Here is a 13,888-nt window from a genome sequence, read left to right as displayed (position 1 = left end):
TGCTCTGCGGCGGCCGCTCAGGACGCGGGCGAGAACACCGCCTTGCCGGCCTGATAGGTGTTGGGCGTGGCGCCCCGCGCGAAGGGATAGCAGCTCATCGGCACGCCGCCCGGCAGCCACGGCGGCGAGGGATCGAAGCTCTCGCAGAGCTGGCCGTCCTTGGTCATCCATTTGCCCTTGGTCTTGCCCTTGCTGTCAACCTCCACCAGCGAGGAGCCGTCCTCGGCATAAAGCGTGGTGCCGGTGTTGTTGGGACCCTGGAAGCGCCAGCTTCTGCCGGCGAGCGTGGTGCGGATCTCGGCGGCCGTCATGGCCTGCGGCACGTCATCGGCGGGCTTGCCGCTGCCCGGAAAACCCGCACAGCCCGCCAGCACAAGGGCCGTCAGCACAAGGGCCGCCAGCGCCAGTGCCGCCCGCCCGCCTGCGTGCTTCATCCGCAATATCATCCGCAATCCCCTCAACGGGAGCAGGTTTCGATTGAGTGAAATCGAAACGCAGCTCCATTTTTTGTTTTGTCACATTTTCTGCGGTCAACCGGTTTCCACTTGACCGGAAAATGCTTTCGCCAAACGGAGCCTGCATACACAATCGCGCCGCGCAACGCCAGCCAAGCCGACACCTCCCTCACGCTAGACCTTGAAAACGCGGCAGGATTTGGGCGGCAGCGGCGGGGGGGGCGCAGATGTTCCGCTGGACGCTGACGGAGGCGATGTGAGGCGCCCGCTGTCAGCACGGGTCCTTCTCCCATCCTGCGGACGGGAGAAGGGGACGGGGAACGCACCTCCCTCTCACCTTGCCCGGACTCGATCCGGGCATCCTCTTCGGCGGCGGCAAAAGGGTGCCCGGCTCGGAGGCCGGGCAAGGTGAGGAGGGTGCCTCACGCCCACTTGGTCCTTCTGGCGCAACCTGCTGAAGCGCGTGGGTGACCGGCAGACCGGATCATGGGCGATGGCTTCACCCTGTCGAACGGCAAGGACGGTGACCTCACCTTCGTGCAGGTCCCGCCGCGCGGCTGGCGCCTGTCACCGCAGCGGCGTGGGGCTGAACCACCCCGCCTTCCAGGTTGAAAGCCGCGCGGCCGTCGATGGCCTGTGGAACGTGGTGCAGTTCTCCGGCGGCGTTTGGCAGGCGGACGTCGGCCAGATGATCTTCATCGGCATGATCGTCAACCATGTAAACTTGTTGACACATACGTATTGCAATCGTAGCCAGTTACTCCCGAAGTTGTCTTGCGATGGCAGTTTCGCCAAGGCGGTCTCGCAGGGTTGGTCAGTTCGGGTCGTGAAGCAGCACCAGTGCATGAACCGCGCTGATCGGGTAGGGCCGTGACATGCCACGGAACTCTGTGCACTTCGAGCAGGCGCGGACCTGGCAAGGCGGGAAGGATATTTGACGGATGGCGATGCGGAGAAATCATGGCCTCTTGCTACCTGCGGCGTTCCTCGCGGTCTTATCCGCCCCGGGATCGGCGGATGCGGGCAACGGCTTCTCGAGGCGCCTTGAGTTGCAGGGCGTGAAATTCGACGTTTCGGCCACAAACGAGGGGTCCATCAATCAGTTGACCATTGTCCCGCACGGACTTCACGAGCAGCGGGGGCCGGTGACGGTGGAAATAGACGGTACCGTTTCCGGTGCGGAGATCGCCGACCTGGATGCCAATGGCTTTCCGGAGATTTATATCTATGTAACGTCGGCGGGAAGCGGGAGCTATGGCAGCCTCGTCGGCTATGCGGTCAACAACAATAAAAGCATGACCGGGATCCATCTGCCTCCAATCGCTGACGATGCCAAACACAACAGCGGCTATATGGGCCATGATGAATTTGCCGTTGTCGAGGGAACCTTCGTCCAGCGCTTTCCCATATACGGGACGATGGACAGCAACGCCCAGCCCTCGGGAAAGACACGCCAGCTTCAGTATAAGCTCAAGGCCGGTGAAGCGGGTTGGGTGCTGCGCATCGATAAGGCGATAGAATACTGAGGCGCCTGAGCATTGTGCAAAATCGCCTTGCCGATCCGCAAAACGGTCGCTCATGCCTTGGATGCAGTTCGCCGGTCCCTGGTCATCCGGATCAAAATCGGTCAACGCGTCCACCAACCACAGTGTCCGTCGCGTCGTGCGTTTTCAACTTGCTGAATTGAAGGAGACAATGAAATGAGACACACAAGCAAGCTTCTTGCCGCTGTTGCGGCCCTGTCGATGTTGGGCACTTCGCTGGCATTCGCCGGGGAAATCACGTGCGGCTCGACGGGTGGCATGAACCGCTGCCCCCTGCCTGGGGCCGACATGATGAAAGTGAAGGTGAAGCAGGTCCTCGAAGGCAAGTGCGCGCACGAGACCGGGTGGTGGGCCGACAGTGACGGCATCGTCGTCGACAAGGGCTGCATCGCCGTCTTTAAGTACAAGGCGGCGGCGGCTGCCGCGCCTTCGGACGGTACGGACGCCAAGGCCAGCGCCTATTACGATGACGGCTGCGCTGCCGGCAAGGCTGACAAGAAAGCGGGCCTCAGCATGGCCTATGAGCGCCACTCCGGGGCATACGATACGGAGGTCGAAAGCACCTACCAGGCCGGATACGAAAAGTGCTGGATGAAGGCCAAGAAGTAATCGGTGCAAATTCCTTGCCGGGGTCTGCTCTTCCGCGCCCCGGCAGGATTTGCCTTTAACCGCACCATATCTCTGTGGGCGGAATGTCTTTGGGCGGAGCAATACTCCGGCGAAAGACCGGAGCCCGGCTTTGGGTCAGCAAGCGCGGTCGGGAAAGCGGGTTCCCGGCCTGCGCCGGGATGACGCCATTAAGGGACTTGCCGTTGGATCAAAAATCTTTATCCTCCCCGCGTGCCACGCAAGGACGCCCGCATGCCCCACTGGACCCTGCACCTCGTCACTGCCCGCGGCCAGTTCGCCCCGCATGAGGAAGCAATCCGCCATGCGGTGAAGGAGGCGGCGGCGGGGCGATCAGACGCGGCATGACTTGACTTGCCATACTTTGTCCATACACTCATGCCATGGTCAAATCCATCAGGTGGAGCGAGGAGAAGGGACGGGCGCTGGCGGAAGATGAGGCGCGTGGGCGCGTTGGCTTCGAGGAGTGCGTCGCGGCCATAGCCGCCGGGCGCATTCTGGATGTTGTCGCGAACCCCAGCCTCAATCACCCGTCACGGCGCATGTTCATTCTCGCCATCCGGAATTATGCCTATTGCGTGCCGTTTGTCGAAAGCGATGCCGAAATCTTTCTCAAGACGGTTTTTCCCAGCCGCAAGTTCACTGCCATTTATCTGCCGGAGCAAGACAATGACGACCAAGGCTGAGCCGCCGAAGATTGCCGGTTTCCTCGACGAGGAGGAAATGGCGCTGGTCAAGGCCATCGAAGCACCAGGCTACGCGCCACGGAGCGAACTGACCCCGGCTGGCAAGAAGGCCTACGCCGCCGCTGCCCGTGCGGCGATGAATGAAGCACGGGTGAAGATCTCGCTCCGCATCCCGGAATCCGACCTGTTGCGCCTCAAGGCCAAGGCCATGCGGGAAGGCATGCCCTACCAGACGCTGATCGGCTCGATCCTGCACAAGGCGGTGAGTTAGACGGGCGGCACGCCCGCGTTTGGCTGTTCCCTTCTCCCATCCTGCGAACGGGAGAAGGGGACGGGGAACGCACCTCCCTCTCACCTTGCCCGGACTTGATCCGGGCATCCTCTTCGGCGGCGGCAAAAGGGCGCCCGGATCAAGTCCGGGCAAGGTGAGGAGGGGGGACCTCGCCGGTCTATTCTGTCAGGGATGTTTCCGGTTGAACAAATCCAATTCTCGAAGGCCTGTGCCCCGGGGACCCCCACCCTTAATCCCTCCCCACAAGGGGGAAGGAAATTATTCCGATTACATCTGACTGCCCGTTGCGTTAGGGGTGGGCGGCCAAGGCCTGTTCCGCCAGACTGTCGAGACGCCCTTGCGTCTTCCTCGATCTGCTTGTCCCACAGATCGGCGTGGAATTCGGCGAACCACCGGGCGAGCTTGGCCACTTCGCCGGGGCTCAAGCTGGCGATGTCCTGTTCGATTTTCTTGAGCCTGGTCATGCGCGGGGACATAGCACGGAAGGCGGAAGGGTTCCACCGGGTGTGGGGTGCTGGATGTCTTCTCCCGCTTCTTCAGCGGGAGAAGAAGGGACCCGTTGCGGAACGCAACGGGGAGATGAGGGGATGCGAGTCTCGCCGCCAATTCCGAGCCCGCTTCCCCTCACCTCCCCCAACTGCGTTGGGGCCCCTTCCTCTCCCGCGCGCGGGAGAGGACGATCTGGTCACCTCTTCTTCGGCCCCCGGTAGGCTCTCGTTCCCGGCTTTCCCGCTTTCGAACTCGCCTTCCGCTCCCCCGGCTGGGGCCAGCTCGCCGTGGCGTCCTTGATGTTGGACTGGCGCACCGTGGGGTCGTCGATGACGGCCAGTTCCACCGCCTTCAGGCGTTTCACCTCGTCGCGCAGTCTTGCGGCTTCCTCGAATTCGAGGTTGGCGGCGGCTTCGCGCATTTTCTTTTCGAGGTCGGCCAGAACCTTTTCGAGATTGTGGCCGATGAGCGGGCCGCCGTCCTCCATCAGGCCCGCATCGGCGCGGACATGGTCGCGCTCGTAGACGCTCTTCAGAATGTCGCCGATGTTCTTCTTCACCGACTGGGGCGTGATGCCGTGGGCCTCGTTGTAGGCCACCTGCTTTTCGCGGCGGCGGTTGGTTTCCGCGATGGCGCGTTCCATGGAGCCGGTGATCTGGTCGGCATAGAGGATCACCCGGCCGTCGATGTTGCGCGCGGCGCGGCCGATGGTCTGGACCAGCGAGGTTTCCGAGCGCAGGAAGCCTTCCTTGTCGGCGTCCAGAATGGCGACGAGCGCGCATTCAGGAATGTCCAGCCCCTCGCGCAGCAGGTTGATGCCGATCAGCACGTCGAAGGCGCCGAGCCTCAGGTCGCGGATGATCTCGATGCGCTCCAGCGTGTCGATGTCGGAATGCATGTAGCGCACGCGGATGCCCTGCTCGTGCATATATTCCGTGAGATCCTCGGCCATGCGCTTGGTCAGCGTGGTGACGAGGATGCGGTGGCCCTTGAGCGCCACTTCCTTGCACTCGGCCACCAGGTCGTCCACCTGGGTTTTCACCGGGCGGATGAGGACCGGCGGGTCGATGAGGCCGGTGGGGCGGATGACCTGCTCGGCGAAGACGCCGCCGGTCTGGTTCAGCTCCCACTTGCCGGGCGTGGCCGAGACGCAGACGGTCTGCGGGCGCATCGCGTCCCACTCCTCGAAGCGCAGCGGCCGGTTGTCGATGCAGGAGGGGAGCCGGAAGCCATATTCGGCGAGCGTGGCCTTGCGGTTGAAGTCGCCCCTGAACATGCCGCCGATCTGCGGGATCGTCACGTGGCTTTCGTCGATGAAGACCAGCGCATTGTCGGGGAGATATTCGAAGAGCGTGGGCGGCGGCTCGCCGGGCTTGCGGCCGGTCAAGTAGCGCGAATAATTCTCGATGCCGGCGCAGGAGCCCGTGGCCACCATCATCTCGATGTCGAACATGGTGCGCTGCTCCAGCCGCTGGGCTTCGAGCAGGCGGCCCGCGCTGTTAAACTCGCCGAGCCTGATGCGCAGGTCATTCTTGATGCGGGAGACGGCCTGTTCCAGCGTGGGCTTCGGCGTCACGTAATGCGAGTTGGAATAGACCTTGATCTGCTCCAGCTCCGCCATCTTCTGGCCGGTGAGCGGATCGAACTCGGAGATCTGTTCCACCTCGTCGCCGAACAGCGAGATGCGCCAGGCGCGGTCCTCGAAGTGGGATGGGAAGAGCTCGATCGTGTCGCCGCGCACCCGGAAGGCGCCGCGCACGAAGTTCTGGTCGTTGCGCCGGTAATGAAGGGCCACGAGATCGGCCAGCAGCCGGCGTTGCGGCGTGCGGTCGCCCTTCTTCAGCTGGAAGGCCATGGCGGAATAGGTCTCGACGTCGCCGATGCCGTAGATGCAGGAGACGGAGGCGACGACGATGACGTCGTCACGCTCCAGGAGCGAGCGCGTGGCCGAGTGGCGCATGCGGTCGATCTGCTCGTTGATGGCGGATTCCTTCTCGATATAGGTGTCGCTGCGCGGCACATAGGCCTCGGGCGTGTAGTAGTCGTAGTAGGAGACGAAATATTCCACCGCGTTTTCGGGGAAGAAACTCTGGAACTCGCCATAGAGCTGGGCGGCAAGCGTCTTGTTGGGGGCGAGGATCAGGGCCGGGCGCTGCGTCTGCTCGATCACCTTGGCCATGGTGAAGGTCTTGCCGGAGCCGGTGACGCCGAGGAGCACCTGGTCGCGCTCCAGCTGCTTCACGCCGTCGACGAGCTCCCTGATGGCGGTGGGTTGGTCGCCCTCCGGCTGGAAGTCCGAAACCGCCTTCAGCGGCCGGCCGCCGTCCGACTTCGGCGGCTTCGGCGGCTTGACGGGGGTGAAGGCCGGCAGCGGCACGAATTCCGGCCGCAGGGGGCCGAGGCCCCCGGTGATGGATTGCGCAGAGTCGAAGTCGAGCGGCTGCGGGGCTTCCGCGAATCCGCCGTCCTGGCGTGAATGTCCCATGATGGGGCAATATAGGACGGGGCAGGGGAGCGGGGAAGGGGCGCGCATGGCGGCGGTTCCGCCAATAGCCAAAGCGAGACGGTTCTGGCATGAGTGCGGCGCATGACAGATGCTTTCGTTGCTGCGCCCGCCATGGCCGTCCTGGCGGTCCGCGCATGAACTATCGCCATGCCTACCATGCCGGAAACCACGCCGATGTGCTTAAGCACGCGGTGCTCGCGCGCCTCATCGTTCATATGAAGAAGAAGGACAAGCCCTTCCGTGTGATCGACGCCCATGCCGGCATCGGCGTCTACGATCTCTCCGGCGCCGAGGCGGGCAAGACGGGGGAATGGCAGGGCGGCATCGGCAAGCTGGCAGAGCCTTTCCCGGCGGAGGTCGAGGACTTGCTGCAGCCCTACCGCGGGGTGATCGCGGCGCTCAATCCCGGCGGGGGCTTGCGCTGCTATCCAGGTTCGCCCGAACTCGCCTTGCGCCTGATGCGCGCGCAGGACCGGCTGATCGCCAATGAGCTTCACCCGCAGGATGCGGTCACGCTGGAGAGGCACTATCGCCACGACCCGCGCTGCGAGGTCACCGCGATGGATGCCGAGACCTGCCTCAAGGCGAAGCTGCCGCCGCCGGAGCGGCGGGGGTTGATCCTCATCGATCCGCCCTATGAGGCGAAGACCGAGGCGGAAAAGACGGTTCGCATGCTGGCGCAAGGCCTGCGCCGCTTCCTCAAGGGCGTGTTCGTGGTGTGGTATCCGCTGAAGGCGGACGCAGCGGCGGAGACCGTTCTCGACGGCATCCGCGGCATCGCCCCGCCGGGCACGCTGAAGGTGGAGCTCCGCGTACGTGAGGCCTTCGGAGCAGGGGGCCTTGCGGGCTCCGGCCTCGTCATCCTCAACGCGCCCTGGAGGCTCGACAAGGAGCTTGAGATCCTGGTCCCGGCGCTGGCCCAGCGGCTTGGCCTCGGCCGCTGGGGTGCGGCCGAGGTCTTGTGGCTCAACCCGCCGGTGTGAGCGCCCGGCGCTTATTGCGCGGCGGCGATGGCGGCGCTCAGTTCCTTGTATTCTTCGCAGGTTGTGCCGCAGCTCTTCGCAATGTCGGAGAGCTGGTTCATGGCGAGATCGATGCGGCCTGCGGCGATATAGCCTTCGCCGAGATACTCGCGTGCGAGATTGTAGTTGGGGTTGATCGCCAGCGCCCTGGAATAATAGGTGATGCCGATATCGAGACGGCCAGCCTTGCGGTTGGAATAGCCCAGATAGTTGAGCACGCGCGGGTCGTCCTGGTTCTGGATGGTGGAGAGCACCTGGATGGCCCAGTCATACTGCGCCTCCTTGGCCAGCGCCCGGCCCTGCTGATAAAGCTCCTCATCGGGCAGGATGCCGGATTGGGTGGCGACGCACTTCTTGGTCTTTGCGTTCCACACCTTGCCCTTCTTGCAGCCGTTTTTGGTGGGCGAGGAATTGTCGCCGCCGCCCCCACCACTGCTGCCACCCCCACCACTGCTGCCACCCCCACCGCTGCTTCCGCCGCCGCCGGCAGCGAAGGCAGGTGCAGCAAGGGCAAGCAAGGCGGCAAGGGCAATCGTAACGATGCGGGTCATGATGTCCTCCTATAAATCACGGCCAGTGTACGCTGATGCGGACCCGGCCAGTCCACACGATTTGGTGATCAGCCGGAATTGTCTGGCGTCCAGCGGTAAATCCATTCGAGCCGCCCCAGCGCGAAGGAGGGGCCGGAGAGGCGGAGCGTAAGGTTGCGCCCCGCGGCGAGGAGCCCCGAGGCATGGTAGACGCGGGCCATGGAGCGGGACTGTTCCTGCACCCTGGCCGTGCGCCCGCGGCGCTGGGCCTCATAGGCGCGGAAGGCCTCGCCCGCATCATGGCATCGCGCCACTTCGCGGGACATGACCACGGCATCCTCCAGCGCCATCACCGCCCCCTGGGCGAGAAAGGGCAGGGTGGCATGGGCGGCATCCCCCAGCAGCGCGAGGCGGCCTTTCGTCCATTGCGGCAGAGGGGGAAGGTCTGCGCCCGGCCAGCGCATCCAGCCGGCGGGGGCGGCCAGCAGCAGCGCCAGTTCCCCGCACAGACCGGCAAGCCGCTTCGGCACCTCGCCCGGATGGGCCGGCGTTTTCCAGCCCGCATCCGGCAGAGTGCCGTCCACCGCCACCACCACGTTGAAGTTGCGCCAGCTGGACACCGCGTAATGCACCACATGAGCGCCGGGGCACAGCCACAGCGTCACGCAGTCGGCCTCGATTTCGGGCGGCACGCGATTGAGCGGCATCAGTGCGCGATAAAGGATCACGCCGCGCGGGGTGGCCGGCACGTCGCCCGCCACAGCGCCGCGCAGCGCCGAACGGATGCCGTCGGCGGCGACCACGGCGGTTCCCTTCACGAAGCCGCCATCGGCGAAGCCGAGGCGGGCGGCTTCGCCGGTGTCTTCCATGATGGTGGCGCGCGCGCCGGTGTTGAGCTCGATCCTGAAATCCCGGCGGGCGGCGGCGACAAGCCCCGCCAGCAGGTCAGCCCGGTGGCAGACGCGGTAAGGGGCGCCGAAGCGATCCTCGAAGGGCTTGCGCAGCCGGATGCGCTGCAGGAGAGCGCCCGACAGCCCGTCGCGCATGTGGATTTCGGACGGGATGACGCAGGAGGGCTCGACCGCATCCCAGGCGCCCAGCGCCTGCAGCGCCCTGACGCCGTTGGGCGACATCTGGAGGCCCGCGCCAATCTCCTCGAAACCCGCCGCCTGTTCGAAGAGGCGCACCGGGCGGCCCTGCCGGGCGAGCCCCAGGGCGGCCGCCAGACCGCCAATGCCACCGCCGGCGATAAGGAAGGGGTGATCGTTCATGGCGGCTCTTCTAGCTTAATCCGGCGGCGGCGGAGATGCGGCGGATTGAGGCTTGCCCCAGGGCGTGCATGGGCCTATTCAGCCCGAAAAATCGAAAGGTTACCGCCATGGGCTTCATCTCCGATTCGCTCAACCGCATTCAGCCCTCCGCCACCATCGCCATCTCCAACAAGGCGATGCAGCTGAAGGCCGAGGGCAAGGACGTGATCGGGCTGGCGGCGGGGGAACCCGACTTCGACACGCCGCAGAACATCAAGGACGCGGCCATCAGGGCAATCCAGGCGGGCAAGACCAAATACACCCCGGTCGATGGCATTCCCGAGCTCAAGCAGGCGATCATCGACAAGTTCAGGCGCGAGAACAATCTCGATTACAAGTCCGCCCAGGTGTCGGTCGGCTCGGGCGGCAAGCAGGTGCTGTTCAATGCGCTGATGGCGACTGTCAACCCCGGCGACGAGGTGATCGTGCCATCGCCCTATTGGGTGAGCTACCCCGACATCGTGATGCTGGCGGGCGGCACGCCGGTCTTCGTCGAAGGCAAGGCGGAGAACGGCTTCAAGCTCGAGGCGGCGGGTCTCGAGAAGGCGATCACGCCGAAAACCAAGTGGCTGATCCTCAACTCGCCGTCGAACCCGTCGGGCGCGGCCTATTCGCGCGCCGAGCTGAAGGCGCTGACGGATGTGCTGCTCAGGCATCCGCATGTCTGGGTGCTCTCCGACGATATGTATGAGCATCTGGTCTACGACGGATTCGAATTCACCACCCCGGCGCAGGTGGAGCCCGGGCTCCATGACCGCACGCTGACCATGAACGGCGTGTCCAAGTCCTATTGCATGACCGGCTGGCGCATCGGCTATGGCGCGGGTCCGGAGCAGCTGATCACGGCGATGGCGAAGCTGCAGTCGCAGTCGACCTCGAACCCGTCGTCCATCGCGCAGTGGGCGGCGGTGGAGGCGCTGAACGGTCCGCAGGATTTCATTCCGGAGAACAACGGGATTTTCAGGCAGCGCCGCGACCTCGTCGTGTCGATGCTGAACCAGGCCGGGGGCCTCAGCTGCGCCACGCCGGAGGGCGCCTTTTATGTCTATCCCTCCTGCGCGGGTTGCATCGGCAAGACCGCGCCCTCGGGCAATGTCATCCGCAACGACGAGGACTTCGTGACGGAACTGCTGGCGGCGGAAGGCGTTGCGGCCGTCCATGGCGCCGCCTTCGGCATGTCGCCCTTCTTCAGAATATCATATGCCACCGCTACCGGGACGCTGGAGGATGCCTGCGGGCGCATCCAGCGTTTCTGCGGCAACCTGCGCTGAGGAGAAAGACCCCATGAACATCCATGACGCCTCCGTTCCCGTTTTCACCCATTTCCTGCGCTCGCTCTCGGCGATCCTGAAGAAGGCCGAGGCGCATTGCGCGGCGCGCAAGATCGACCCCAACGTGATTCTCGCCGCGCGGCTCTTCCCTGACATGTTCGCGTTCACCCGCCAGGTGCAGATCGCGTCGGATACGGCGAAGGGCGCGGGCGCAAGGCTCGCCGGCGTTGCCGTTCCAAGCTGGCCGGACGAGGAGAAGAGCTTCGATGATCTGCAGGCGCGGATCGGCAAAACCCTGGACTTCCTGACCGCGCTGAAGCCCGATCAGTTCGCCGGGGCGGAGGACCGCGATATCCACCTCAAGGCCGGCGGACGCGAGCTGGATTTCAAGGGTTTCGCCTATCTCGAAACCTCGGCCAAGCCCAACTTCTTCTTCCACCTCACCACTGCCTATGCCATTCTCCGGCATAATGGAATCGAGTTGGGCAAGCCGGATTTCCTGGCTGGCGGTCAGTGACGTGCGTGCTGCAAATCACATTGAAAGGACCCTGACATCATGAAGAATTTCGCGGCCTCCCTCCTGGCCCTGGGCCTTTTTGCGCTGCCCGCCCATGCCGACGGGGGCATCAAGCTCGGAATGCTGGTGTGCGATGTGTCGGGCTCGATCGGCCTGATCCTCGGCGGCTCTGAGTCGGCAAGCTGCAGTTTTCAGGGGCCTAACGGCACGGAATATTACAAGGGCCGCATCACCGAGGTTGGCCTCGACATCGGCGTCAGCTCCGGCGCCATCATGAGCTGGGCGGTGTTCGCGCCGGGCCAGGTTGGCAGGGGTGCTCTGGCGGGCGACTATGCCGGCGCAACGGCAGATGCCGCCTTTGCGGTGGGCCTCGGCGCCAATGTGCTGGTCGGCGGTTCGCAGCAGTCGATCGCGCTGCAACCCGTCAGCATCGAGGGCCAGACCGGCGTCAACGTTGCCGCAGGCCTCGCCAGTTTCCGCCTTGAATATGTTCCGTGATAAGCCCGCCGGGGTGGAAGAGAGTTAACCCTCCGGATTAACTGCCATGCCGCCTCGGCATATCGACCTTGTCCAATCCCTGACACATTGCAATCCTCTAGCCTTCAGCACCCCATAGGAGACTTTGACACATGAAGAAACTTGCCATTGCGGCTCTTGTCACCCTGGGCCTCGCGGCCTCCCCGGCCTTCGCCAGGCAGCAGTCGGGCGTAAAGATCGGCGTTCTCACCTGCGACGTGTCGGCGAGCGTCGGCATGATCGTGGCGTCCTCCCGGACGCTGAACTGCAGGTTCGCCCGTTCCGTGGGCGGCACCGAATATTACACCGGCACGATCGAGCGCCTTGGCGTCGACATCGGCTTCACCGGCCAGGGCGTGATGAGCTGGGTTGTCTTCGCCCCGGGCCAGATCGCCCGCGGCGCCCTGAAGGGCAAATATGCCGGCGCTTCGGCGGAAGCCTCGGTGGCGGTTGGCCTTGGCGCCAATGTGCTGGTCGGCGGCGGCAACAAGTCCATCGCGCTGCAGCCGCTTTCCATCCAGGCGCAGACTGGCCTGAACGTGGCCGCCGGCGTTGCCGCGATGACCCTCAAGCCCGCCAAGAAGGGCTGATCCTCGCCGGATCCTTCGCGAAGGGGCTTGGCGGATATGCCGGGCCCCTTCGCTTTTTCTCGTTTCGCTTGCCGGGAATTGGGAATGCAATCAGTCCCGGGCCCGTGGAACCGCCCCGGCGTGGTGACACGGATACCGATGGGCAGTTCTTCGCTGCACTGGGTTTCAGCAGTCAAGGGCGCATTGTCCATGGATCCCCAAATCCGATCTGTTTCCTGTCACCCTTCGAAGGAAGGGGACGCATCCGCGTTCCCTCAAAAGTGATCGGGGCTTGATTGGCCAGCGTTATTGGAAGCGGACTATGGATCGGACTTCACAGGAGAACTGACAATGTTGATCAAGCGCAAACGGGGCTGGGAAATTCCGGAGGCGCGCGTCACCCCGGAGCATGTGTTTTTCAACCGCCGCCAGTTCATGGCGGCATCGGCAGGCGCAGTGGCGCTGGCCGCGGTGAAGCCCGCGCGGGCGGAGGCGGACCCTTCGGCCGGGCTCTACCCCGCGAGGCTCAATCCCGCGTTCGGCAATGCAGGCCGGCCGGTCACCGGCGAGGCGGACAATGTCAACTACAACAACTACTATGAGTTCGGCACTTCCAAGCAGATCGCCGAGGCGGCCAGGGCGCTGCCCATCCGCCCGTGGTTGATCGTCATCGACGGCGAGGTGGAGAAGCCCACAACCATCGCCATTGACGATCTGTTCAAGCAGGTGACCTTCGAGGAGCGCATCTACCGCCACCGCTGTGTGGAGGCCTGGTCGATGGTGGCGCCGTGGACGGGCTTTCCGCTGAAGCGGCTGGTCGAGATCGCAAGGCCCAACTCAAACGCCAGGTATCTGCGCTTCGAGACCTTCAACAGGCCGGACGTGGCGGTGGGCCAGAAGGACGGCCTGTTCACCTCCTTCCCCTGGCCCTACATCGAGGGCGTGACCATGGCGGAGGCCATGAACGAGCTGCCGCTGATGGTGACGGGTGCTTACGGCAAGCCGCTGCCCAATTCGATGGGCGCGCCGCTGCGCCTGCACCTGCCGTGGAAGTATGGCTTCAAGTCGATCAAGGGCATCGTCAAGGTGAGCTTCGTTGCCGAGCGTCCGGTGAGCTTCTGGGAGCAGCTGGGCCCGCGGGAATATGGCTTCTGGGCCAACGTCAACCCGGAGGTGGCGCATCCGCGCTGGAGCCAGGCCTCCGAAGAGGTGCTGGGCACCGGCGAGCGCATCCCCACCCAGCTGTTCAACGGCTATGGCGCGGAGGTGGCCGATCTCTATAAGGGCATGGAGAGCGAGAAGCTCTATATGTAAAGAAAAAGGCCGGTTACGCGACCGGCCTTTCAAGTTGCCCGTTCCCCCTCGTCGCCGAGGGGTTTGTCTTGTCCGCCCGATCGGGGATGAGACGGCGAAGACCCATGGCGCGATCAGTCCATCGCATTTGAGGCCGGCGACGAAGGTTTGCGTGCCCCAGTGGCCAAAGGGAGCCTTGCTGTTCAACCGTTCGCCTCTCCTGGCCCGGCCGCGCAAGCGGGTCATCTTGGTCGTCGTGCC

General features: G+C 64.3%; 15 protein-coding genes and 1 pseudogene. 11 read left to right on the top strand and 5 right to left on the bottom strand.

The genetic code is table 11. The annotated features are described in order from the left end of the window. Positions 1 to 17 precede the first annotated feature (17 nt). Complete coding sequence (locus IOC69_RS11635; protein WP_290543722.1) at positions 18 to 434, bottom strand: hypothetical protein; 417 nt, start codon at positions 432 to 434, stop codon at positions 18 to 20. Positions 435 to 1,035: 601 nt separating this feature from the next. On the opposite strand from IOC69_RS11635, the gene IOC69_RS11630 reads away from it, so the two are divergent. The 5 genes from IOC69_RS11630 (at position 1,036) to IOC69_RS11610 (ending at position 3,583) form a co-directional block, all read left to right on the top strand. Beyond that, positions 1,036 to 1,329, top strand: coding sequence for a hypothetical protein (locus tag IOC69_RS11630; protein WP_290543721.1), 294 nt, complete (start codon positions 1,036 to 1,038; stop codon positions 1,327 to 1,329). Between the two features lie 67 nt (positions 1,330 to 1,396). Further along, positions 1,397 to 1,981 carry a PliI family lysozyme inhibitor of I-type lysozyme gene (locus IOC69_RS11625; protein WP_290543720.1) on the top strand — a complete coding sequence of 195 codons (585 nt, stop codon included), beginning with the start codon at positions 1,397 to 1,399 and terminating at the stop codon, positions 1,979 to 1,981. Between the two features lie 174 nt (positions 1,982 to 2,155). Then, a complete protein-coding gene (locus tag IOC69_RS11620) occupies positions 2,156 to 2,608 on the top strand; it encodes a hypothetical protein (RefSeq protein WP_290543719.1) in 453 nt (150 codons plus the stop codon). 401 nt (positions 2,609 to 3,009) lie between these two features. Then, positions 3,010 to 3,312, top strand: coding sequence for a hypothetical protein (locus tag IOC69_RS11615; protein WP_290543718.1), 303 nt, complete (start codon positions 3,010 to 3,012; stop codon positions 3,310 to 3,312). Further along, positions 3,296 to 3,583 (top strand): DNA-binding protein, encoded by a 288-nt coding sequence (locus tag IOC69_RS11610; protein ID WP_290543717.1) that lies wholly within the window; start codon positions 3,296 to 3,298, stop codon positions 3,581 to 3,583. Before IOC69_RS11615 ends, IOC69_RS11610 begins: the two co-directional genes overlap by 17 nt. A gap of 706 nt (positions 3,584 to 4,289) precedes the next feature. On the opposite strand, the gene uvrB is transcribed toward IOC69_RS11610, so the two are convergent. Next, complete coding sequence (gene uvrB / locus IOC69_RS11605) at positions 4,290 to 6,578, bottom strand: excinuclease ABC subunit UvrB (protein ID WP_290543716.1); 2,289 nt, start codon at positions 6,576 to 6,578, stop codon at positions 4,290 to 4,292. Between the two features lie 155 nt (positions 6,579 to 6,733). On the opposite strand from uvrB, the gene rlmJ reads away from it, so the two are divergent. Beyond that, a complete protein-coding gene (gene rlmJ, locus IOC69_RS11600; protein WP_290543715.1) occupies positions 6,734 to 7,582 on the top strand; it encodes a 23S rRNA (adenine(2030)-N(6))-methyltransferase RlmJ in 849 nt (282 codons plus the stop codon). 11 nt (positions 7,583 to 7,593) lie between these two features. Here the strand turns inward: rlmJ and IOC69_RS11595 are convergent, their stop codons facing one another. Then, on the bottom strand, positions 7,594 to 8,172 hold the full coding sequence (locus IOC69_RS11595) for a M48 family metallopeptidase (protein ID WP_290543714.1): 579 nt from the start codon (positions 8,170 to 8,172) through the stop codon (positions 7,594 to 7,596). Positions 8,173 to 8,240: 68 nt separating this feature from the next. Then, on the bottom strand, positions 8,241 to 9,422 hold the full coding sequence (locus tag IOC69_RS11590; RefSeq protein ID WP_290543713.1) for an FAD-dependent monooxygenase: 1,182 nt from the start codon (positions 9,420 to 9,422) through the stop codon (positions 8,241 to 8,243). Positions 9,423 to 9,529: 107 nt separating this feature from the next. Here IOC69_RS11590 and IOC69_RS11585 point away from each other — a divergent pair, with 107 nt between their 5' ends. From IOC69_RS11585 to msrP, 5 genes are all read left to right on the top strand, one after another. Continuing rightward, positions 9,530 to 10,732: a pyridoxal phosphate-dependent aminotransferase gene (locus tag IOC69_RS11585; RefSeq protein ID WP_290543712.1), complete on the top strand. Its 1,203-nt coding sequence runs from the start codon at positions 9,530 to 9,532 to the stop codon at positions 10,730 to 10,732. 13 nt (positions 10,733 to 10,745) lie between these two features. Further along, the gene (locus IOC69_RS11580; protein WP_290543711.1) at positions 10,746 to 11,249 is read left to right on the top strand and encodes a DUF1993 family protein; all 504 of its coding nucleotides are present in this window, start codon (positions 10,746 to 10,748) and stop codon (positions 11,247 to 11,249) included. 39 nt (positions 11,250 to 11,288) lie between these two features. Next, positions 11,289 to 11,747 carry a DUF992 domain-containing protein gene (locus IOC69_RS11575; protein ID WP_290543710.1) on the top strand — a complete coding sequence of 153 codons (459 nt, stop codon included), beginning with the start codon at positions 11,289 to 11,291 and terminating at the stop codon, positions 11,745 to 11,747. 131 nt (positions 11,748 to 11,878) lie between these two features. Continuing rightward, positions 11,879 to 12,355, top strand: a complete 477-nt coding sequence (locus IOC69_RS11570) for a DUF992 domain-containing protein (RefSeq protein WP_290543709.1) — start codon at positions 11,879 to 11,881, stop codon at positions 12,353 to 12,355. A 330-nt stretch (positions 12,356 to 12,685) separates the two neighbouring features. After that, positions 12,686 to 13,648, top strand: a complete 963-nt coding sequence (msrP, locus tag IOC69_RS11565; protein WP_290543708.1) for a protein-methionine-sulfoxide reductase catalytic subunit MsrP — start codon at positions 12,686 to 12,688, stop codon at positions 13,646 to 13,648. A 105-nt stretch (positions 13,649 to 13,753) separates the two neighbouring features. Here the strand turns inward: msrP and IOC69_RS11560 are convergent. Beyond that, positions 13,754 to 13,888, bottom strand: a pseudogene (locus IOC69_RS11560) (IS630 family transposase); the annotation flags it as partial.

It is taken from the genome of Aestuariivirga sp., from assembly GCF_020252405.1.
Lineage (GTDB): Bacteria > Pseudomonadota > Alphaproteobacteria > Rhizobiales > Aestuariivirgaceae > Aestuariivirga.
This window is presented reverse-complemented; position numbering and strand designations above follow the sequence as displayed.

Bases quoted from the DNA above. Each gene is read 5' to 3' on its own strand.
- IOC69_RS11620 (WP_290543719.1), top strand. From the start codon at position 2,156: ATGAGACACACAAGCAAGCTTCTTGCCGCTGTTGCGGCCCTGTCGATG.
- uvrB (WP_290543716.1), bottom strand. From the start codon at position 6,578: ATGGGACATTCACGCCAGGACGGCGGATTCGCGGAAGCCCCGCAGCCG.
- IOC69_RS11625 (WP_290543720.1), top strand. From the start codon at position 1,397: ATGGCGATGCGGAGAAATCATGGCCTCTTGCTACCTGCGGCGTTCCTC.
- IOC69_RS11575 (WP_290543710.1), top strand. From the start codon at position 11,289: ATGAAGAATTTCGCGGCCTCCCTCCTGGCCCTGGGCCTTTTTGCGCTG.
- rlmJ (WP_290543715.1), top strand. From the start codon at position 6,734: ATGAACTATCGCCATGCCTACCATGCCGGAAACCACGCCGATGTGCTT.
- IOC69_RS11595 (WP_290543714.1), bottom strand. From the start codon at position 8,172: ATGACCCGCATCGTTACGATTGCCCTTGCCGCCTTGCTTGCCCTTGCT.
- IOC69_RS11580 (WP_290543711.1), top strand. From the start codon at position 10,746: ATGAACATCCATGACGCCTCCGTTCCCGTTTTCACCCATTTCCTGCGC.
- IOC69_RS11610 (WP_290543717.1), top strand. From the start codon at position 3,296: ATGACGACCAAGGCTGAGCCGCCGAAGATTGCCGGTTTCCTCGACGAG.
- IOC69_RS11615 (WP_290543718.1), top strand. From the start codon at position 3,010: ATGGTCAAATCCATCAGGTGGAGCGAGGAGAAGGGACGGGCGCTGGCG.
- IOC69_RS11635 (WP_290543722.1), bottom strand. From the start codon at position 434: ATGAAGCACGCAGGCGGGCGGGCGGCACTGGCGCTGGCGGCCCTTGTG.
- IOC69_RS11585 (WP_290543712.1), top strand. From the start codon at position 9,530: ATGGGCTTCATCTCCGATTCGCTCAACCGCATTCAGCCCTCCGCCACC.
- IOC69_RS11570 (WP_290543709.1), top strand. From the start codon at position 11,879: ATGAAGAAACTTGCCATTGCGGCTCTTGTCACCCTGGGCCTCGCGGCC.
- msrP (WP_290543708.1), top strand. From the start codon at position 12,686: ATGTTGATCAAGCGCAAACGGGGCTGGGAAATTCCGGAGGCGCGCGTC.
- IOC69_RS11590 (WP_290543713.1), bottom strand. From the start codon at position 9,422: ATGAACGATCACCCCTTCCTTATCGCCGGCGGTGGCATTGGCGGTCTG.